Annotated in this window: 16 protein-coding genes and 1 pseudogene; 6 read left to right on the plus strand and 11 right to left on the minus strand. The window is 76.5% G+C overall.

Annotated features, from left to right (window positions below; translation table 11 throughout):
* Positions 1 to 291: 291 nt before the first annotated feature.
* The 5 genes and pseudogenes from ACI8AX_RS22450 to ACI8AX_RS22470 all read right to left on the minus strand — a co-directional run.
* The gene (locus tag ACI8AX_RS22450; RefSeq protein ID WP_456552090.1) at positions 292 to 978 is read right to left on the minus strand and encodes an NYN domain-containing protein; all 687 of its coding nucleotides are present in this window, start codon (positions 976 to 978) and stop codon (positions 292 to 294) included.
* 116 nt (positions 979 to 1094) lie between these two features.
* Positions 1095 to 3188 (minus strand): putative bifunctional diguanylate cyclase/phosphodiesterase, encoded by a 2094-nt coding sequence (locus ACI8AX_RS22455; protein WP_456552091.1) that lies wholly within the window; start codon positions 3186 to 3188, stop codon positions 1095 to 1097.
* Between the two features lie 154 nt (positions 3189 to 3342).
* Complete coding sequence (locus ACI8AX_RS22460; protein WP_456552092.1) at positions 3343 to 4962, minus strand: acyl-CoA dehydrogenase family protein; 1620 nt, start codon at positions 4960 to 4962, stop codon at positions 3343 to 3345.
* 46 nt (positions 4963 to 5008) lie between these two features.
* Entirely contained in the window at positions 5009 to 5395 is a 387-nt protein-coding gene (locus tag ACI8AX_RS22465) for an SRPBCC family protein (RefSeq protein WP_456552093.1), read from the minus strand.
* Positions 5392 to 5610 (minus strand): annotated as a pseudogene (locus ACI8AX_RS22470) (CinA family protein); the annotation flags it as partial. The pseudogene ACI8AX_RS22470 and the gene ACI8AX_RS22465, both read right to left, overlap by 4 nt.
* A 134-nt stretch (positions 5611 to 5744) precedes the next feature.
* Between ACI8AX_RS22470 and ACI8AX_RS22475 the strand changes: the two are divergent.
* Positions 5745 to 6404, plus strand: coding sequence for a hemerythrin domain-containing protein (locus ACI8AX_RS22475; protein ID WP_456552094.1), 660 nt, complete (start codon positions 5745 to 5747; stop codon positions 6402 to 6404).
* Here the strand turns inward: ACI8AX_RS22475 and ACI8AX_RS22480 are convergent.
* Genes ACI8AX_RS22480 through ACI8AX_RS22500 form a run of 5 tightly spaced genes read right to left on the minus strand, consistent with a single transcriptional unit; the run spans position 6385 to position 12565 of the window.
* On the minus strand, positions 6385 to 8676 hold the full coding sequence (locus ACI8AX_RS22480) for an ATP-binding protein (RefSeq protein ID WP_456552095.1): 2292 nt from the start codon (positions 8674 to 8676) through the stop codon (positions 6385 to 6387). The two genes, ACI8AX_RS22475 and ACI8AX_RS22480, sit on opposite strands and share 20 nt — an antisense overlap.
* A gap of 10 nt (positions 8677 to 8686) precedes the next feature.
* Positions 8687 to 9295, minus strand: coding sequence for a LutC/YkgG family protein (locus ACI8AX_RS22485; protein ID WP_456552096.1), 609 nt, complete (start codon positions 9293 to 9295; stop codon positions 8687 to 8689).
* A complete protein-coding gene (locus ACI8AX_RS22490) occupies positions 9292 to 10761 on the minus strand; it encodes a LutB/LldF family L-lactate oxidation iron-sulfur protein (protein ID WP_456552097.1) in 1470 nt (489 codons plus the stop codon). The genes ACI8AX_RS22485 and ACI8AX_RS22490 overlap by 4 nt, the downstream gene beginning before the upstream one ends.
* The gene (locus ACI8AX_RS22495) at positions 10758 to 11531 is read right to left on the minus strand and encodes a (Fe-S)-binding protein (protein ID WP_456552098.1); all 774 of its coding nucleotides are present in this window, start codon (positions 11529 to 11531) and stop codon (positions 10758 to 10760) included. Before ACI8AX_RS22495 ends, ACI8AX_RS22490 begins: the two co-directional genes overlap by 4 nt.
* Positions 11528 to 12565 carry a LacI family DNA-binding transcriptional regulator gene (locus ACI8AX_RS22500; protein ID WP_456552099.1) on the minus strand — a complete coding sequence of 346 codons (1038 nt, stop codon included), beginning with the start codon at positions 12563 to 12565 and terminating at the stop codon, positions 11528 to 11530. The genes ACI8AX_RS22495 and ACI8AX_RS22500 overlap by 4 nt, the downstream gene beginning before the upstream one ends.
* Before the next feature lie 127 nt (positions 12566 to 12692).
* Between ACI8AX_RS22500 and rhaI the strand changes: the two genes are divergently transcribed.
* The 4 genes from rhaI to ACI8AX_RS22520 all read left to right on the plus strand — a co-directional run bounded on the left by rhaI (position 12693) and on the right by ACI8AX_RS22520 (position 18581).
* The gene (rhaI, locus tag ACI8AX_RS22505; protein WP_456552100.1) at positions 12693 to 13862 is read left to right on the plus strand and encodes an L-rhamnose isomerase; all 1170 of its coding nucleotides are present in this window, start codon (positions 12693 to 12695) and stop codon (positions 13860 to 13862) included.
* A 66-nt stretch (positions 13863 to 13928) separates the two neighbouring features.
* On the plus strand, positions 13929 to 15965 hold the full coding sequence (locus tag ACI8AX_RS22510; RefSeq protein WP_456552101.1) for a bifunctional aldolase/short-chain dehydrogenase: 2037 nt from the start codon (positions 13929 to 13931) through the stop codon (positions 15963 to 15965).
* Positions 15966 to 15996: 31 nt separating this feature from the next.
* Positions 15997 to 17490, plus strand: a complete 1494-nt coding sequence (locus ACI8AX_RS22515; RefSeq protein WP_456552102.1) for a rhamnulokinase — start codon at positions 15997 to 15999, stop codon at positions 17488 to 17490.
* Positions 17487 to 18581, plus strand: a complete 1095-nt coding sequence (locus tag ACI8AX_RS22520; RefSeq protein WP_456552103.1) for a LacI family DNA-binding transcriptional regulator — start codon at positions 17487 to 17489, stop codon at positions 18579 to 18581. The genes ACI8AX_RS22515 and ACI8AX_RS22520 overlap by 4 nt, the downstream gene beginning before the upstream one ends.
* On the opposite strand, the gene yczE is transcribed toward ACI8AX_RS22520, so the two are convergent.
* Entirely contained in the window at positions 18550 to 19164 is a 615-nt protein-coding gene (gene yczE / locus ACI8AX_RS22525) for a membrane protein YczE (RefSeq protein WP_456552104.1), read from the minus strand. The genes ACI8AX_RS22520 and yczE overlap by 32 nt on opposite strands.
* A gap of 109 nt (positions 19165 to 19273) precedes the next feature.
* Here yczE and ACI8AX_RS22530 point away from each other — a divergent pair, with 109 nt between their 5' ends.
* Positions 19274 to 20311 carry a zinc-binding dehydrogenase gene (locus tag ACI8AX_RS22530; RefSeq protein ID WP_456552105.1) on the plus strand — a complete coding sequence of 346 codons (1038 nt, stop codon included), beginning with the start codon at positions 19274 to 19276 and terminating at the stop codon, positions 20309 to 20311.
* The last annotated feature ends 93 nt before the right edge of the window (positions 20312 to 20404 follow it).

Here is a 20404-nt window from a genome sequence, read left to right on the forward strand (position 1 = left end):
GCCGACGACCGCCGCGCCGGCAGCATCTGCGGCAGCGTGTCGGGCACCCAGCCCGGGCCCCCGCGGCAGCGGCTCCCGGTCCCGTTCCGGCGCGGCAGCCAGCGGCACCACGGTCACCCCGACCGCGAACTCCCGCACTCCCGCCACGACCAGCACGCTAGGCCCCGGGTACGACAGTTCTCTGCCGCTGACCAGCACGAACGGACCTGAGCAGGTGCGCCCACGCCGCACGGTCCGGCCCAGGACGCCGCCCCGGCGCACGCGCTCGCCGCGCCCGCCGGAGCGCCCTCCTCAGCCGCTGCGGCGGGCCGCGTACCCGGCCACGAACTCCCGCAGGTTCTTCGTGGGCCGCAGCCACGCGCCGTCCGGCGGCAGCGCGTCGAGCCGCACCCGGTCGAGCGGGACGGCGAAGGCCCCCGGCACGTCCTCGATGTCGATGAACTCGAGCAGCTCCGAGCCGATGGCGTAGCCCGCCACCTCGCTGAAGGCGACGACGACGACCTGCGTCCCCGCGCGGGCGAGCTCCTCCAGCGGTTCGGCGAAGTTCCGCCCGTCGCCGGAGAACACCACCAGCCGCCGCAGCCGGTGGCTGTGGGCGCGGACGTCGATGTGGTCGAGCATGTCCTGGTCGATGTCGTCGTCCGGCTGGGTCTTCGGCCGGGCGAACACCGCGTAGCCGAACCCGCGCAGGGCCTCCACCCAGCCGCGCATGCTGCCGACGACGGGCGGGATGTTGGCGAACACGCAGGCCTCGACGTCCGGCGCGTCGGGCGCGGCGGGGTCGCCGGCACCGTCGACGAACCACGCCGCGATCGCGTCGAAGCGCGGCCGCGACGCCGCGGTCGGCCGGGCGCCGATCACCGTCGACAGGGTCATGTCGATGTTCGGCGCGTCCCAGATGAGCAGGTCCAGGGCCGGGCGGGAGCGCCCGCCCGGGGCGTCGTCCGCCAGGGTCACCGGCTCGGCGAGATCCGTCACGGGGGCAGTCTGCCCGGTCGGCGCCGCGGAGGCCTGCACCGGCGGCGGGGACGACGGCGCCGCGGCCGGTACCGCGAGCGGCGACCCGCCCGGCGACCGCGCCCGCCGACGCACGCTCAGCGCAGGGTGCCCGACAGGGCCAGCGCGCACGAGTCGCCGCCGGCCTCCCGGACCCGCCGGGCCCACCGCCACACGTCGCTGGCCGGCATCGGCCGGGCCAGGAGGTAGCCCTGGGCCAGGTCGCAGCCGGCCTCGCGCACCATCTGCAGGTGCTCGGCGGTCTCCACGCCCTCGGCGACCGAGCGGATCCCCAGCGTCCGGGTGAGCGCCACGATCGCGGCGAGCACCGCCCCGGTACCGCCGGCGGCCAGCCGCTGCGTGGCCAGCAGCAGCGACCGGTCGATCTTGAGCGTGCCGATGGGGAGCTGCATCAGCTGCGCGAGGGACGACCAGCCGGTGCCGAAGTCGTCGATGGCCACCCGGACGCCGGAGTTGCGCAGCACCGAGAGCTGGTCCTCGGCGCGGGTCGGGTCCTCCGCCACGCTGGTCTCGGTCAGCTCCAGCACGAGCTGGTCGGGCGCCAGCCCGGAGTCGTGCAGCGCCACGCGGACGTCGCGCACCAGCGTCTCCGCGGAGAAGTGGCGGGCGCTGATGTTCACCGACATCCGCAGGTCGAGGCCCTGCGCAGCCCACTCCGCGGCCTGCCGGGTGGTCTCGCCGAGCAGCCAGCGGGTGATCGGGATGAGCTGCCCGGTCTCCTCGGCCACGGAGAGGAACGCGTCCGGGGAGAGCAGGCCGCGCTCGGGGTGCTGCCAGCGCAGCAGCGCCTCGACCCCGTCGATGCGGCCGTCGTCGACCCGCACCACCGGCTGGTAGTGGACGACGAGCTGCTCCAGCGCGCCGTCGCGCAGCGCGTTGGCGACCTCGAGCCGCCAGCGGGCGGCGTCGCGCAGGCCCGGGGAGAACAGGTGGATCCGGTCGCGGCCCGAGCCCTTGGCGGCGTAGGCCGCGGCGTCGGCGTCGCTGAGCAGCTGGTGCGACTGCCGTTGGCCGGGCTGGCCGGCGGCCACGCCGATGCTGGCCGACAGCGGCACCGAGATCCCCTCGGCGACGAAGGGCTGGACGAAGGACTGCTGCAGCCGGAAGGCCAGCGCGGCGGCCTCCGACAGGTCGCAGCCGCGGGCCAGGACGAGGAACTGGTCCCCGCCGAGCCGCCCCACCGCGTCGGTCGGCCGCACCTGCGCGGCCAGGCGGTTCCCCACCTCGCGCAGCAGCTCGTCGCCGACCTCGTGGCCCAGCGAGTCGTTGATCGTCTTGAAGCCGTCGAGGTCGAGGAACAGCAGCGACGTGCGGGTGGGGTCCTCCTTGAGCGACTCCCGGGTCAGCTGCAGCAGCCGGCTGCGGTTGGGCAGGCCGGTGAGGTCGTCGTGGGTGGCCCGCCAGGCCAGCGCCTCCTCCTGCCGCACCCGCTCGGTGATGTCGGTGTGGGTGACGACGACCTGGCCCGAGCCCTCGACGCGGGCGGCCTGCATCCGCCACCACGCCGTCCGGTCGGCGTAGGTCGCCGCGTAGTCGAGGACGAAGGCGGGGCCGGGTGCGTCGAGGAGCTGCCGGAGGCCCTCCTCGATGCGCCGCCGGTCCTCGGGGGCGAGGGCCTGCGCCATCATCTCGAGGTAGTGGTCGCCCACGCGGGCCGGGCGGAACCCGTCCTCGCGCTGGGCGGCGTCGGCGGCGAGCGTCCAGACCCGGTTCGTGGTGAGGATCCGCCAGTCGGCGTCGATCAGGACGGTGGGCGGCGGCACGGCGTCGAGCACGGACGCGAGCTGCCGGATCTCCTGCGCCTGCTCGTCGCGGACCCGGCGCTCGTCCTCGACGTCGCGGAGGAACACCGACAGGCCCAGGGCGTCGGCGAAGGCGCGCACCTCGAACCAGCGGTCCACCGGCTCGTAGCGGTACTCGAAGCTGCGCGGCTGACCGTCGGCCAGCACCGCGGCCAGCTGGCGCTCCAGCTCGGTGCCCCGCAGCGCCGGGAACGCCTCGAACAGGTCGCGACCGAGCAGGTCCTCGGCCCGGCGGCGGACCAGCTCCTCCACGGCGGCGTTCAGGTAGGTGATCTGCCAGTCGCGGTCCAGGTGGTAGACGGCGTCGGGCACCGTCGCCAAGAGGTCGCGTTCGGCGTGCGTCGCCGTACCGCCGTCGTCTCCGTGCACTCGTCCGCTTCCTTCTCCCCCTGCGGAGCCCGGCCCCCGTGCTCCGGGGCCCGCCGTTCCGGGACGGCACCGGCCCCACGACGGCACGGAGTCCGACGCCCCTCCGAGAGTAGTGGCACGCCGCCGTCCGGGGCAGGGGCGTGCCGGTCCGCCGTCAGGCCGGGGCGACGACCGCGCGTTCCACGACCCGGCCCACCGGCGTGCCTGCCGGCAGGGTGCCCAGGACCGCACCCCAGTCCCCGCCCAGCCGGGTGGCGCAGAAGGCGTCGGCCACCTCGGCGGGCGCGTACCGGAGCAGCAGGGACCCCTGCAGGCACAGGGCCAGCAGGCCGGCCACCCGGCGCGCACGCAGCTCCAGGCCCTCGCGGTCGCCGAGCTCGGCGTGCAGCCGCTTGACGGCCTCGTCGTAGCGGGCGTCGGCCCCGCGGGCGAGCTCGAGCTCGGCGCCGACCGCCGCCTGCGACTCGGCCGAGCGGCCCAGCGCCCGCAGCACGTCGAGCGCGATGACGTTGCCCGACCCCTCCCAGACGCTGTTCAGCGGCGCCTGCCGGTAGAGCCGCGGCATCCCCGACTCCTCGACGTAGCCGTTGCCGCCGAGCACCTCCAGGGCCTCGGCGACGACGCCCGGCGTCCGCTTGCACACCCAGAACTTCGCCGCCGCGCCGGCCAGCCGCAGGAAGGCCGACTCCCCCGCGTCGACCGCGGCGGCCAGCCGGATCGCCAGCGCCGTGGCCGCCTCGCTCTCCACGGCGAGGTCGGCGAGCACGTTCTGCATGAGCGGCTGGTCGGCCAGCAGCGCGCCGAAGGCCCGCCGGTGCCGGGCGTGGTGGACCGCCTGGGTCAGCGCCGCCCGCACCGTGGCCGCCGAGCCGACGACGCAGTCCAGGCGGGTGGCGTTGACCATCTCGATGATCGTCGGGACGCCGCGGCCCGGCTCCCCGACCAGCCAGCCCGTCGTCGCGTCGAACTCCACCTCGCTCGAGGCGTTCGCGCGGTCGCCGAGCTTGTCCTTGAGCCTCTGGAGCCGGAACACGTTGCGGGTGCCGTCGGGCAGCACGCGCGGCACCAGGAAGCAGGAGACGCCCTCGGGCAGCTGCGCCAGCACCAGGAACAGGTCGCTCATCGGCGCCGAGGTGAACCACTTGTGGCCGGTCAGGGCGTACGTGCCGTCGGCGGCCGGGACGGCGCGGGTGGTGTTGGCGCGGACGTCGGAGCCGCCCTGCTTCTCGGTCATCCCCATGCCGGCGACCAGCCCGGGCTTGGCGGCCGGCGGGGTGAGCCCGAAGCAGTAGCCCCGCCCGGTCAGCCCCGGCTCGTAGACCGCGGCCAGGTCCGGGGCGGCGCGCAGCGCGGGGACGGCGGCGTAGGTCATCGTCACCGGGCAGCCGTGGCCCATCTCCACCTGGGTCCAGCCGAGGTAGCCGACGGCGCGGCGCACGTGCGCGTGCGGCGAGGGATCGGTCCACGGCGCACCGGCCAGCCCGTGCTCGAACGCCGTCCGCATGAGCTCGTGCCAGGCGGGGTGGAACTCGACCTCGTCGACGCGGTGCCCGTACCGGTCGTGGGTGCGCAGCACCGGGTGGTTCTCGTCGGCCAGCCGCCCCCACTCCCGCGCCTGCTCGCTGCCGGCCAGCGCGCCGAGGTCGGCCAGGGAGGCGAGCGTCGCCTCGTCGCCGTGCCGGACACAGGCCTCGGCGAGGGCGGCGTCCCCGGCGATCGGGTCGTGCCCGACCAGGGGCGGGGCCTGGTTGGTGACCTCGTGCGTGACGCTCATGGACGCAGACGGTAGGACGGCCCCGGTTCCACGTGGAACCGGGCTCTCACCGGACCAGGCGGTGCAGCGCCCACTGCGCGAGCGGCGCGTAGCCGAGCACCAGCGGCGCCGGGCCGGTCGTGCGCAGGCCGGTGGTGGTGCCGCCGTCGGGACCGTCGGTGACCCAGTGGTGCAGCCGCAGCCGGACCGGGCCGGCACCGACCGTCCACGACCACGAGCGGGCGCTCGGGTCCACCGCGTCGATCGTGAAGGGCAGCGCCACCCCGCCCGGCCCGCGCACCCGGCCCCGGGCGCCGGCGGTCAGCAGCCGCTGCGGGCAGTCGACGCCGGTGATCTGCGGCGCCCACTCGTGCCAGCGGTCCAGGTACCGGTACCGGTCCCAGACCTCGGACGGGAGCCGCGGCCCGCTCGCGTGCAGCGTCGTCGTCGTCATGCCGGCGGGCCACCCAGCAGGAGCTCGCGCAGCATCTGCATCGCCAGGACGACGGAGCGCTCCCGCACCGCCGATCGCGAGCCCGGCAACCGCACCGACCGGGCCACCGCGCCGTCCGGGCCTACCGCGCACAGGTGGACGGTGCCGACCGGCTTCTCCGGCGTCCCCCCGCCCGGCCCGGCGATGCCGGTGATCCCCACACCGACGTCGGCCCCGAAGCGGGGGCGGGGGGCGGGGGCGCCCGCCCCCCCCCCCCCCCCCCCCGCGACACCATCGCGGGAGCGGTGTGGGAGCGGTGTGGGAGCTCTGTGGGTGGGGTGCGGCCGCGCCCGGCGACAGGCTCCACGACATGACCGAGACGACCCCCGCCCCCCTGACCGACGTCCACGACATGGTGGTCGTGCACCGGGTCTTCCGCCGCGAGTTCGGCCTGGCCCCGCGGCTGGTCCGCGCCGTGCCCGCCGGCGACACCGCCCGCGCCGCCGTCCTCGCCGCGCACGTGCGGCTGTGCCTCGACGGGCTGCACCTGCACCACAGCGGCGAGGACGCGGTGCTCTGGCCGCCGCTGCTGGAGCGCGTCGCCCCCGACGCCGACCTCGTGCACCGCATGGAGGCCCAGCACGCCGAGGTGCACGCCCGCATCGACGCCCTCCGCACCGCGCTGGCCCGCTGGGAGGTCGAGGCCCGGCCGGCCGTGACCGAGGAGGTCGCCGCGGGCATCGAGGCCCTGGACGCCGTCCTCCTCGAGCACCTGGACCAGGAGGAGCGCGAGATCCTGCCGCTGGCCGCCCGCCACCTGTCCGAGGCCGAGTGGGAGGCGGTGGGGCAGCACGGCATGGCGCACATGCAGCGGTCACAGCTGCCGATCATGTTCGGGATGGTGCTGGAGGAGTGCGACGACGCCGAGCGCGCCCGGATGCTCGGCGTCCTCCCGGCGCCGGTCCGGCTGCTCGCCCGCACCGTGTTCGCGTGGCGGTACCGCCGCTACGTCAGCCGGGTGCGGGGCTGATCCGGGCGGCCAGCGCCGGGACGTCGGCCGGCCGCACCGCGCGGCCGCGCCGCCAGGCGGCCGCGAACGACTCCTCGCCGAGGGCCTCCCGCACCACGGGCAGCCAGCCGGCGGCCGCGGCCAGGTCCGGCGGGAACGAGACCGCCACCGACGCCGCCTCCGCGGTCGCCGAGCCGGCCGAGAACAGCTCGGCGGCCAGCTCGTGCCGCCCCCGCTGCGCGGCGCAGACCGCCAGCGAGGGGAGCGTGTAGGCCAGCGTCCAGGTGGTGGCGACCGCGGCGGCCAGGTCGGCGGCCTCGGTCAGCCGGGCCAGCGCCGCGTCGGTGTCGCCGGTGGCCAGGTGCACGCTGGCCTGCATGTTGAGGACGACGGCGATGGTGAACGGGGCGCCGAGGTCGCGGGCCTCGCGCTCGGCCTCGGCGAGCGCCGCGGCGCTGGCGGGCAGGTCCTCGGCCCGGAAGTGCAGCTGCGCGCGGACGAGGGGGGAGTAGGCGGCGGTCCACCGGTCCCCGGGGGCCGCCGCCAGCTCGTCGAGGCGGGCCGCCGCCCGGTCCAGCTCGCCGGCGAAGACGGCCGCCATGGCGGAGAGGACCAGCGCCTGCACCCGCCGGTCGCCGACGTCGGTCGCCGGCGCCCCGGCGAGGGCCTCGGCGGTGGCAGCCACCGCGGCGTCGGCGTCCCGGGCGGTGCCGGGGATGTCCCCGCCGGCGTAGCGGAGCCCGGCCAGCGCGAGGTGCAGGTCCGCGCGCGCGGCGGCGTCGAGGGTCGCCTCCGCGGCCGCGGCGCGCTCCAGCCACCGCAGCCCCTCGACGGCGTTGCCGCGCAGCGCCCAGTACAGCCAGGTGTCGGCGCCCAGCTGGGCGGCGGCGTCGGGGCGGCCGGCGTCGACCAGCCGGGCCAGCGCCGCGGCGAGGTTGCCGTGCTCCCGGTCGAGGACGTCGAGCCAGGCGGCCTGGTCGGCGCCGAGCAGGCCGCCGCGGGCACCCGCACCGAGCGCCCGGAAGAACTCCGCGGCGCGGTCGGCGACCGCGTCGGCCTCCCCGGCCGCCGCCAGGCGGGTCGCCGCGTACTGCCGCACCGGCTCCAGCAGCCGGTAGCGGCCGTCCGGCCCGGCGACCACCAGGGACTGGTCGACCAGCCCGGCCAGCGCCGGCAGGACGTCGCCGTCGCCGGTCAGCGCCTGGGCCGCGTCGAGGGAGAAGCCGCCGGCGAACACCGACAGCCGGCGCAGCAGCTCCTGCTCGGCGGCCGTCAGCAGGGCCCAGCTCCAGTCGAGGGTGGCTCCCACGGTCCGCTGGCGGGCCGGGAGGTCGCGGGCGCCGGGGGAGGAGAGCGCGGTGTCCAGCCGGGCCAGCAGAGCACCCGGGGCGAGGAACCGGGCGTGCGCGGCGGCGAGCTCCAGCGCCAGGGGCAGGCCGTCGAGGCGGCGGCAGATGGCGGCGACGTCGTCGGCCGTGGTGTCGGTGAGCGCGATCGGCCGCCCGGCGGCCCGGGCCCGGTCGAGGAAGACCTGCGCGGCGGGGGAGGCGGCGACGGCCGCCGGCGACCCGGCGGCCGGGACCGGCAGGGGGTCCAGCGGCCGCTCCACCTCGGCGCGGACCCGCAGCGCCGCGCGGCTGGTCGCCAGCACCACCAGCCCGGGGCACCGGGACAGCAGCGCGGCGACCTCGGCCGCGGCGCCGAGCAGGTGCTCGAGGTTGTCGAGGACCAGCAGCAACCGCCGCCCCCCGAGGGTGGTGGCCAGCGCGTCCAGCGCCGGGCCGGCGGGCTGCTGCCCGCCGACGGCCCGGGCCACGGTGGGCAGCACGAGCGCGGCGTCGCGGACCGGGGCCAGCTCCACGAGCACGACGCCGTCGGGGAAGTCGGGGGCCACGGCGTGCGCGACGTCGAGCGCCAGGCTGGTCTTGCCGACGCCGCCCGGGCCGGTCAGCGTGACCAGCCGGGCGCCGCCGTCCCGGAGCAGAGCGGTCACCTCGGCACGGTCGGCGTCCCGGCCGGCCAGCGGCACCGGGGGACGGGGGAGGGCCGGTGCGGGCGCCTCGTCCCCCGGCCGGGCGGCGCCGGTGAGGGCCGCGCGAACGGCCTCGTCGAGGCCGAGCGCGTCGGCCAGCGCCCGGACGGTGTGCGGGTAGGGCCGCCGGCGTTCCCCGCGCTCGAGCGCGCCGACGGCCTTGGCGGTCAGCCCGGCCCGCTCGGCGAGCTCCTCCTGGGTCAGCGCCGCGGCCTCGCGCAGCCGGCGCAGCCGCTCGGCGAAGGGCCCGGGTCCGCTCACGGGCGGCAAGCTAGTCGCTCGCGAGCACGACCAGGAGCGTCCGCGGGCCGTGCACGCCCTCGACCCGCTGCAGCTCGACGTCGCTGGTGGCCGACGGCCCGCTGATCATCGTGAGCGGGCGCAGCGGGTCGAGCCGGGCCAGCGCCTCCGGGACGCCGCCGACGACCTGGCCCGCGGTCACCACGCAGACGAGGACGTCGGGCAGCAGCGAGAGCGCCCGCCGTCCGCAGACCGGCGAGGCGTCGAGCACGAGGGTGCCGGTCTCGGCCGCGGCGACCGTGACGCCGGTCAGCGTGGCGGCGAAGGCGGTGAGGTCGACGGCGGGGCGGCCGTCGTCCTCCACCGCGCCGGCCGGGCGCCAGGCCGGAGGCACCCCGGGGGCGACGACCACGTCGCCGGGCACCTCGGCCAGGGCAGCCGCGACCGCCTCGCCGATCGCGTCCGGCGCGCAGCGCAGGACGGTCGCCCGGTAGTCCTCCAGCCGGTCGGTGAGGACGTCGAGCAGCTCGGGCAGCGGCCGGTCGTCGGTGGTGCGGTAGTCGCGGCGGACCTCGGGGACCGTCCGGGAGGGGCCCACCGCGGTGCGGATGCGGGCGAGGACCTCGTCGCGGGCGCTCATGCCCCGTGCTCCCGTGCCCAGGCCTGCGTGAAGGTCTCCCGCGGCGGGGTGGGCAGGTCGCGGGTGCGGGTCCACGCGCTGGCCGGTGGCGGCAGCGCCGCGGGGAGGGTCGGCCGGCCGCGGGCGAGGAACCGGCCGAGGCCGGCGGCGCGCTGGGCGAGGCGCCACAGCCGGGGGCGGGACATCGCCTCCGCCAGCCCCCGGAAGGCGAGCGCCTCGGCGGTGGGGCGTTCCTGCGCCTCGACGTGCTCGGCGCGCAGGTGCACCAGGATCTTCGGGATGTCGATGGCGACCGGGCAGACGTCGTAGCAGGCACCGCAGAGCGAGGAGGCGTACGGCAGCGAGGCGTTGTCCTCGACCCCGGTCAGCTGAGGGGAGAGCACCGCGCCGATGGGGCCGGGGTAGACAGAGCCGTAGGCGTGGCCGCCGGTGCGCTCGTAGACCGGGCAGACGTTCAGGCACGCCGAGCACCGGATGCAGTGCAGCGCCTCCCGGCCCACCTCGTCGGCCAGCACCGCCGTCCGCCCGTTGTCGAGCAGCACCAGGTGGAACTCCTGCGGCCCGTCGCCGGGGGTCACCCCGGCCCACAGCGAGGTGTAGGGGTTCATCCGCTCGCCGGTGGAGGAGCGGGGGAGCAGCTGCAGGAAGACCTCGAGGTCGCGCCAGGCCGGCACGACCTTCTCGATGCCCATGACCGTGATGAGGGTCTGGGGGAGGGTGAGGCACATCCGGCCGTTGCCCTCGCTCTCGACCACGGCGAGCGTGCCGGTCTCGGCGACGGCGAAGTTGGCCCCGCTGATCGCCACCCGGGCGCGGAGGAACCGCTCGCGCAGGTGCGCCCGGGCCGCCATGGCCAGCCGGCGCGGCTCGTCGGTGAGGTCGGGGTCGACGCCGGGGATCGTGCGGGCGAAGATCTCGCGGATCTCCGAGCGGTTCTTGTGGATCGCCGGCACGAGGATGTGGCTCGGCCTGTCCTCGCCGAGCTGCACGATCAGCTCGGCGAGGTCGGTCTCCAGCGCCTCGATGCCGGCGGCCTCGAGCGCCTCGTTGAGGCCGATCTCCTGGGTGGCCATCGACTTGACCTTGACGACCTCGTCCGCGCCGGTCGCCCGCACGAGCCGCGTGACGATCTCGTTGGCCTCGACGGCGTCGCGGGCCCAGTGGACCGTGCCGCCGCGCGAGGTCACCTGGCGCTCGAGCTCCTCGAGGTGCTCGTCGAGCCTCGCCATGGTCGCGGCCTTGAGCGCGCGGCCGGCCTCGCGCAGCTGCGCCCAGTCGGGCACCTCGGCGACCACTCCGGCCCGCTTGCCCCGGATCGTCGTCGTGGCGTGCCCGAGGTTCGCGCGCAGCTGCCCGTCGCGCAGCGCGTCGCGCGCGGCGTCGGGGAAGGGCCGGTCGCCGCGCAGGTTGCCGACGCCGGGTGGCGCCGTCGGCAGGCCTGGCATGCCGAGGTGGACGGCGGTCACGAGCGCACCGCCGGCGCCGTGGCCTGGTGCGGGGTGACCGCGTCCTCCGTCGAGGCGAGGATCTCGGCCAGGTGCACCGTGCGGGTGCCCGAGCGCAGCCGGGACAGCCCGCCGCCGATGTGCATCAGGCAGGACGCGTCCCCGGCGGTGCACACCTCGGCGTGGGTGCTCAGCACGTTCGCCATCTTGTCGGTGAGCATCGCCGTCGAGGTGTCGGCGTTCTTCACGGCGAAGGTGCCGCCGAAGCCGCAGCACGACTCGGCGCCGGGCAGCTCGGCCAGGTCCAGCCCGCGGACGGCGCGCAGCAGTTGCAGCGGCCGGTCGCCGACCCGCAGCATGCGAAGCGAGTGGCAGGTCGGGTGGTAGGTGACGCGGTGCGGGTAGTAGGCGCCGACGTCGGTCACGCCGAGGACGTCGACGAGGAACTGCGACAGCTCGTACGTCCGCACCGCCAGCGCCTCGGCCTCCTCGGCGAGCGCGTGCTCGCCGGCGCGGCGGGCCACCATCGCCTGCTGGTGGTGGATCGAGGCCACGCAGGACCCGGACGGCGCCACCACGGCCTCGGCGCCGGCGAAGGCGCGCACGTGGTTGGCGACGATCGGCACGGCCTCGCGCCGGTAGCCGGTGTTGACGTGCATCTGCCCGCAGCACGACTGCCCGGGGGGGACGACGACCTCGTGCCCCAGCCGCTGCAGCAGCGTCGCGGTCGCGTGCGCCACCTGCGGGACCAGCGTGTCGACCAGGCAGGTGGCGAAGAGCGCGACCCTCACCGGCCTGCCTCCGGGTCGCGGCGGGTCATGCTCGACTCCCGGACCACGAGCACCGGCTCGAACACCGGCTGCTCGTGCACGTGCCCGTCGCGGCGCTCGTCGAGCAGCAGCTGGGCGGCGCGGCGGCCGAGCTCCTGGCGGGGCTTGCTCACCGAGGTGAGCGGGACGGCGGCCGCGGCGGCGAAGTCGATGTCGTCGTAGCCGACGATGGCGAACTCCTCGGGCACCGCGACCCCGTGGCGGACCATCTCCTGCAGCACGCCCAGCGCGAGGAGGTCGTTGGCGCACACCGCGGCGGTGGGCCGGCGGCCGGCGGGGATGCCGATGATCCGCGCGGCGGCCTCGCGGCCCCCGGCGACGGTGAGCTCCGCGGGGGAGAGGACGGTCAGCTCGGCTCCGTCCATCCCCGCCCGCCCTGCCTCCCCGACGGCGGCGGCCACGCCCTCGTGCCGCTCGTGGACCTGGGGGAGGCCGGAGGCGCCGCCGATGAAGGCGATCCGCCGGTGGCCGCGCTCGAGCAGGTGACCGGCGGCCAGCCGCCCGCCGAGGACGTCGTCGGTGGAGACGGCGCACTGGTCGGCCGTGGGCGCCCGCCGGTCGACCAGCACCACCGGGATGCCGCGCTCGCGCAGGGCCGCGATGTCGTCGCTGAGCTCGGCGGTGGGGGTGATGAGCACGCCCTGCACGCGCTGCTCGGCGAGGGTGGCCAGGTGCGCCTTCTCCCGGGCCGGCCGGTCGTCGGTGTTGCACAGGACCAGCGACAGGCCGGCCGCGTCGACGACCTCCTCCACGCCGCGGGCGACGTCGGTGAAGAACGGGTTGGCGATGTCGAGGACGACGAGCCCGACGCTGCGGCTGGAACCGGCCCGCAGCTGGCGGGCCGACTCGTTGCGCACGAACCCCAGCTCGGCGATCGCGTCGAGCACCCGGGTGCGGGTCGACTCGCTGACCAGCTCCGGGCGGTTGAGCACGTTGCTCACGGTGCCGACGGAGACCCCGGCCCGGCCGGCCACGTCGCGGATGCTGCTCGTCACCGGCGGCTCCTGAATCGTCTCAACCCGCCGTCTTGCGGGCTTTGACACCGTAACAGGGTCATGCGTAGGGTGCGTCACACCGCGGCATGAATCGATTCAGACGCCGCCTGTGTCACCAGGAGCACCCGTGGACGACCGCCGCACCCGGGCCCTCGCCGCCCTCGCCGAGCAGACGATCGAGCTCCCCTCGTGGGCCTTCGGCAACTCCGGCACCCGGTTCAAGGTGTTCGGTCAGCCCGGCGTCGCGCGCGACCCGTTCGAGAAGCTCGAGGACGCCGCCCAGGTGCACCGCTACACCGGCGTCGCCCCGCGGGTCTCGCTGCACATCCCGTGGGACCTCGTCGACGACTACGGGAAGCTCGCCGCGCACGCCGCCGACCTCGGCGTCTCCATCGGGGCGATCAACTCCAACCTGTTCCAGGACGACGAGTACCGGCTCGGGTCGCTGACCCACCCAGACGAGGCCGTGCGCCGCCGGGCGATCGCCCACCACGCGCAGTGCGTCGACGTCATGCGCGCCACCGGCTCGACCGACCTGAAGCTGTGGCTGCCCGACGGCACCAACTACCCGGGCCAGGACGACCTGCGGGCCCGGCAGGACCGCCTCGCCGACTCGCTGCAGCAGGTCTACGCGCTGCTCGACCCCGGCCACCGGCTGCTGCTCGAGTACAAGTTCTTCGAGCCGTACTTCTACGCGATGGACATCCCCGACTGGGGCACCTCGCTGCTGCACTGCCTGGCGCTGGGCGACCAGGCGCAGGTCGTGCTCGACACCGGCCACCACGCGCCCGGCACGAACATCGAGTTCATCGTCATGCAGCTGCTGCGGGTGGGCCGCCTCGGAGCGTTCGACTTCAACTCGCGCAACTACGCCGACGACGACCTCATCGTCGGCTCGGCCGACCCGTTCCAGCTGTTCCGGATCATGAACGAGATCGTCGCCCAGGGCGCCCTCGACCCGGCCTCGGGCGTCAACTTCATGCTCGACCAGTGCCACAACATCGAGCCGAAGATCCCCGGCCAGATCCGCTCGGTGACCAACGTGCAGGAGGCCACGGCCAAGGCGCTGCTGGTCGACCGCGCGGCGCTGGCGGAGGCGCAGCGGGCCGGGAACGTGCTGGGCGCCAACGCCGTGCTGATGGACGCCTACAACACCGACGTCCGCCCGCTGCTGGCGGAGCTGCGCGAGTCGCGGGGCCTCGACGCCGACCCCTCGGCCGCCTACGCCCGCTCCGGCAACCAGGAGCGCATCGCCCGCGAGCGCGTCGGCGGCCAGCAGGCCGGCTGGGGCGCCTGAACCCCACCCCTCCTGAGCCTTTCGCGCGCGAAAGGCCCCTCCGCACCTCCCGGAAGGAACTCCCCCGTGACGAATCCCGTGGTCAGCGAGCTGCTCGGCCGGAGCAACCGGCTCGGCGCCGACCCGCGCAACACCAACTACGCCGGCGGCAACACCTCCGCCAAGGGCACCGGGACCGACCCGGTGACCGGCCGGCCGGTCGAGCTCGTCTGGGTCAAGGGCTCCGGCGGCGACCTCGGCACGCTGACCGAGGCGGGCCTCGCCGTCCTCCGCCTGGACCGGCTGCGCAGCCTTGTCGACGTCTACCCGGGCATCGACCGCGAGGACGAGATGGTCGCCGCGTTCGACTTCTGCCTGCACGGCCGCGGGGGCGCGGCGCCGTCCATCGACACGGCGATGCACGGCCTGGTGACGCAGCCGCACGTCGACCACCTGCACCCCGACTCCGGCATCGCCCTGGCCACCGCGGCCGATGGCGAGGAGCTCACCCGCGAGTGCTTCGGCGACCGCGTCGTGTGGGTGCCGTGGCGGCGCCCGGGCTTCCAGCTCGGCCTGGACATCGCCGAGATCGCCGAGAAGAACCCGCAGGCCATCGGCTGCATCCTCGGCGGGCACGGGATCACCGCCTGGGGCGCCACCAGCGAGGAGTGCGAGGCCAACAGCCTCGAGATCATCCGGACGGCGGAGCGGTTCCTCGCCGAGCGCGGGGAGCTCGAGCCCTTCGGCGCCGTCGTCCCCGGCTTCGAGGCGCTGCCCGAGGCCGAGCGCCGGCACAAGGCGGCGCTGCTGGCCCCGGTGATCCGCGGCCTGGCGTCGACCGACCGCCCGCAGGTCGGGCACTTCACGGACTCCGACGTCGTCCTCGAGTTCCTCTCCCGGGCGGAGATGGCGCGCCTCGCCGCGCTCGGCACCTCCTGCCCGGACCACTTCCTGCGCACCAAGGTGCGCCCGCTGGTGGTCGACCTGCCGGCGTCCGCCCCGGTCGAGGACGTCGTGGCCCGGCTGGAGACCCTGCACGAGGAGTACCGCGCCGAGTACGCCGCCTACTACCAGCGGCACGCGACCCCGGACAGCCCGGCGATGCGCGGCGCCGACCCGGCGATCGTGCTGGTGCCCGGCGTCGGCATGTTCAGCTTCGGCGCCACCAAGCAGACCGCGCGCGTGGCCGGCGAGTTCTACGTCAACGCCATCAACGTGATGCGCGGCGCCGAGGCGGTCTCCACCTACGCGCCGATCGACGAGAGCGAGAAGTTCCGCATCGAGTACTGGGCGCTGGAGGAGGCCAAGCTCGCGCGGATGCCGGAGCCCAAGCCGCTGGCGACCCGCGTCGCGCTGGTCACCGGCGCGGCCAGCGGCATCGGCAAGGCGATCGCGCAGCGGCTGGCGGCCGAGGGCGCCTGCGTCGTCGTCGCCGACCTTGACCTCGCCCAGGCGCAGGACGCCGCGGCCGGCATCGGGACCGCCGACGTCGCGATCGGCGTCGCCACCGACGTCTCCGACGCCGAGGCGGTGGCCGCCGCCTTCCGCGAGGCCTGCCTGGCCTTCGGCGGTGTGGACCTGGTGGTCAACAACGCCGGCCTGTCGATCTCCAAGCCGCTGCTGGAGACGACCGAGCAGGACTGGGACCTGCAGCACGACGTGATGGCCAAGGGCAGCTTCCTCGTCTCCCGCGAGGCGGCCCGGATCATGATCGAGCAGGGGATGGGCGGCGACGTCGTCTACATCTCGAGCAAGAACTCGCTGTTCGCCGGGCCCAACAACATCGCCTACGGCGCGACCAAGGCCGACCAGGCCCACCAGGTCCGGCTGCTGGCCGCCGAGCTGGGCCCGCACCAGATCCGGGTCAACGGGATCAACCCCGACGGCGTCGTGCGCGGGTCGGGCATCTTCGCCGGCGGCTGGGGCGCCTCGCGCGCCGCGGTCTACGGGGTGAAGGAGGAGGAGCTCGGCGAGTTCTACGCCCAGCGGACGCTACTCAAGCGCGAGGTGCTGCCCGAGCACGTGGCCGACGCGGTCTTCGCGCTCACCGGCGGCGACCTGACCCGCACCACGGGCCTGCACGTGCCGGTCGACTCGGGCGTCGCCGCCGCGTTCCTCCGGTGATGGGGGACTTTCGCGCGCGAAAGGCCCTCCGGTGACCTGCCGGGTCGCGGCCGTCGACCTCGGCGCCTCCAGCGGCCGGGTGATGGTCGCCGAGATCGGCGCCGGCCGGGTCGAGCTCACCGAGGTGCACCGGTTCGCCAACCGGCCGGTGCGGGTCGGCGGCACGCTGCACTGGGACGTCCTGGCGCTGTACGCCGGCGTGCTCGACGGGCTGCGCGCCGCCGGCCGGCTCGGCCGGCTCGACGCGATCGGCATCGACAGCTGGGCCGTGGACGTCGGCCTGCTGGACGACGACGGCGTGCTGCTCGGCAACCCGGTGCACTACCGCGACGACCGGCACGCCACCGCGGTCGCCGACGTGCACGCCGTCGCCGGCCCCGAGGAGCTGTACCGCGTCACCGGCCTGCAACACCTGCCGTTCAACACGGTCTTCCAGCTCGCGGCCCGGCGCGGGACGGCGCAGCTCGAGGCCGCCCGCACGGCGCTGCTGGTGCCCGACCTGCTGGCGCACTGGCTCACCGGCGCGGTCGGGGCCGAGGTCACCAACGCCTCCACCACCGGCCTGCTCGACGCGACCACCCGGCAGTGGTCGGAGGACCTGGTCGACCGGCTCGGGCTGGGCCGCGACCTGTTCCCGCCGCTGCGGCAGCCGGGCGAGCGCCTCGGCGTGCTGACCGCCGCGGTGCAGGAGGAGACGGGCCTCGGCCCGGTGCCGGTCATCGCCGTCGGCTCCCACGACACCGCGTCGGCCGTCGTCGGCGTGCCTTCGGCGACCGACCGGTTCGCCTACGTCTCCTGCGGCACCTGGTCGCTGGTCGGCGTGGAGCTCGAGGCGCCGGTGCTGACCGAGGAGAGCCGGAGGGCGGGCTTCACCAACGAGCTCGGCATCGACGGCACGGTGCGGTACCTGCACAACGTGATGGGACTGTGGCTGCTCCAGGAGTCGCTGCGCACCTGGGCCGACGCCGGGCTGCCGGCCGACCTGCCCGGGCTGCTCGCCGCCGCGGCGCGGGTGCCGTCGCTGACCGCCGTCGTCGACCCCGACGACCCGCGGTTCCTGCCCCCGGGCGACATGCCCGCCCGCATCGCCGAGGTGTGCCGGGAGACCGGGCAGACGCCGCCGCAGACCCAGGCCGAGACCGTGCGGTGCGTCCTCGACAGCCTCGCCCTGGCCTACCGCCGAACGGTGCGCCGCGCCGCCGAGCTGTCCGGTCGCGAGATCGACGTCGTGCACCTGGTCGGCGGGGGCGCGCGCAACACCCTGCTCTGCCGGCTCACCGCCGACGCCTGCGGCCTGCCGGTGCTGGCCGGCCCGGTCGAGGCGGCCGCGCTGGGCAACGCGCTGGTGCAGGCCCGCGCGCTCGGCGCCGTCGACGGCGGGCTGCCCGAGCTCCGCGGGCTGCTACGGGCGACGCAGGAGGTCGTGGAGCACCGGCCGTCGGCGTCCCCGGCCGACTGGGCCGCCGCCGAGCTGCGGGTGTGCCGGCCGGCGGGGGCGGCGGCCGGCGGCGTGCCGGCGCGGTGACCGTCCTGCCGGGGCAGGCCGCCCGCGCGTCGATGTCGGACGTCGTGGCGCGGGCCGCCGTCTCCGTGCAGACGGTGTCCAGGGTGGTCAACGGCGCACCCAAGGTGGCCCCGGCGACGCGCGAGCGCGTCGAGCGGGCGATCGCCGAGCTCGGGTACCGCCCGAACACCACGGCGCGGGCGCTCGCGACCGGGGCGACCCGGACCGTCGGCCTGGTCACCCAGTACCTGCACCAGTACGGACCGGCCAGGACCCTGGTGGCCCTGGAGCGCTCGGCCCGGCAGGCCGGCTACTCGCTGCGCGTCGCCGTGGCGCACGACAGCAGCCGGGCCGGGGTGGAGACCGCCGTCGCGGCCCTGGTCGCCGAGTCGGTGGACGCCGTGGTCGCGCTGGCCACCCACGTCGACGCGCTGCCGGCCGTGGACCGGCTCCGGACGGCGGTGCCGGTGGTCACCGTGCAGGCCGGCCCGGACCCCCGCCGGCCGACCGTGTGCGTGGACCAGGAGGCCGGCGCCCGGCTCGCCGTCCGGCACCTGCTCGACCTCGGGCACCGGACCGTCCACCACGTCACCGGCCCCGCGTGGTCGGTCGAGGCGCACCGGCGCGAGTGCGGCTGGCGGGCGGAGCTGCTGTCCGCCGGAGCACCCGTGCCCGCGCCGCTGCCCGGGGACTGGACGCCGGCCTGCGGGGTGGCCGCCGGCCGCCGGCTCGCCGGCCTCGTCCGCCGTCCGCCGCGCGGCCGGGGCGCGCCCACCGCGGTGTTCGTCGCCAACGACCAGATGGCCGTCGGGGTCCTCAACGCGCTGCACGACGCCGGGGTCGCCGTCCCCGGGGACGTCAGCGTGGTGGGGTTCGACGACGTGCCGGAGGCCGCCTACCTGCTGCCCGCGCTCACCACCGTCCGGCAGGACTTCGCCGAGCTCGGCCGGCGCGGCATCGCCCTCGCGCTGGACCCGGCGGGCGCGCCGGCGGGCGAGGCCGCCGCGCCGGTCCCGCCCGAGCTCGTCGTCCGCGCCTCCTCGGGGCCGCCACCGGCGGCGGAGCTGAGGCGGCCGGTCGTCAGCGGACCGGTCGCGGCGCCGGCACCGTGAGCCTCGGCAGGAGCGGGTGCACCAGCGGGCCGACCAGCAGCGCGTAGGCCACGGTCGCCGGGCCGAGGGTGCCGCCCAGCGCCCAGCCGGTGAGCACGACGGCGACCTCGATCGAGGTGCGCACCCAGCGGACCGGCCAGCCGGTCCGCGCGCAGATGCCGGTCATCAGCCCGTCGCGCGGACCGGGCCCCAGCCGCGCGCCGATGTAGAGCGCGGTGCCGACGGCGTTCAAGCCGATGCCCGCGGCGGCGAGGGCGATCCGCAGCCACAGCGCCGACGGCGCGGCGATCACGGCGAGGGCGGCGTCCACGACGACCCCGATGACGACGACGTTGCTGACCGTGCCCAGCCCCGGCCGCTGCCGCAGCGGCACCCAGGCGAGCAGCACCAGCGCGCCGACGACCACCGTGATGGTGCCCAGCGAGAGGTCCACCCACCGCGCGAGGCCCTGGTGCAGCACGTCCCAGGGCATGTTGCCCAGCGACGAGCGGATGAGCAGGGCCATCGAGACGCCGTAGGCGACCAGGCCGACGTAGAGGTGGACCAGCCGGCGGGGGAGCCGGGCGGGGAGCGGGCGCAGCACGACCCCAGCCTGCGGCACCGGCCACCTCCGGGGAGCAGGCCACCGGGGCCGAGTGGCACGGCCGGGGCCGGTCGCTCCGCGGCGGGGCGCGGGCTGGGATCCTCACCGGGTGCGAGCGGTGGTGGTCGACGGCGTCCGGGCGCAGCCCCGCGTCCGGGAGGTGGCCGACCCCGAGGCGCCGGCCGGCGGGGTCGTGGTGCGCGTGGTGGCCTCGGGGCTGTGCCTGAGCGACTGGCACGCCTGGGCCGGCCACGACGAGGTCGCGTTCCCGCACGTGCCCGGACACGAGCTCGCGGGGGTGGTGGCCGAGGTCGGCGCGGGCGTGCGCCGCTGGGCGGTCGGCGACCGGGTCACGGTGCCGTTCGTGTGCGGCTGCGGCCGGTGCGAGTGGTGCCGGGCGGGGGAGGCGCAGGTCTGCCCCGACCAGCAGCAGCCCGGGTTCACGCACTGGGGGTCCTTCGCCGAGTACGTCGCGCTGCACGCGGCGGACGCCAACCTGGTCGCCGTCCCCGAGCAGGTCGACCTCGCCGGCGCGGCGAGCCTGGGCTGCCGGTTCGCGACGGCCTACCGCGCGCTGGTGGGGCGGGCCCGCGTCGCTGCCGGGGAGTGGGTGACCGTGGTGGGCGCCGGCGGGGTGGGGCTCAGCGCGGTCGTGATCGCCCGCGCGGTCGGGGCTCGGGTCGTGGCGGTCGACCGGAGTCCCGCCGCCCTGGCCGCCGCCGCGGAACTCGGGGCCGAGCACACCGTGGCCGCGCACGGCCGCGACGTCCCGCTCGCCGTGGCGGACCTGACCGGCGGCGGCAGCCACGTGGCCGTCGACGCGGTGGGCAGCGAGCGGACCTGCGCCGATGCGCTCCTGAGCCTGCGCCGGCGGGGACGCCACGTCCAGGTCGGCCTGCTGCCGCCGGTGCACGGGCACCCGCGGGTCCCGATGGCGCGGGTCATCGGCTGGGAGCTCGACGTCCTGGGCAGCCACGGCATGGCGGCGTCGGACTACCCCGCGATGATGCGGCTGGTCGAGGACGGCTCGCTGCAGCCGCAGCGGCTCGTGGCACGCACCGTCGGGCTGGAGGAGGCGGCCGCCCGGCTGCCCGGCCTCGACCGGCCGGCGGGCGCCGGCATGACCCTGGTGGACCCGGCCCGCTGACGGCCCGTCGGTGTGGGGGGGGGGGGGGGGGGGGGGGCGGCGGGGGCGGGGGGGGGGGGGGGGGGGGGGGGGGGGGGGGGGGGGGGGGGGGGG

Source organism: Blastococcus sp. SYSU D00813, from assembly GCF_054050735.1.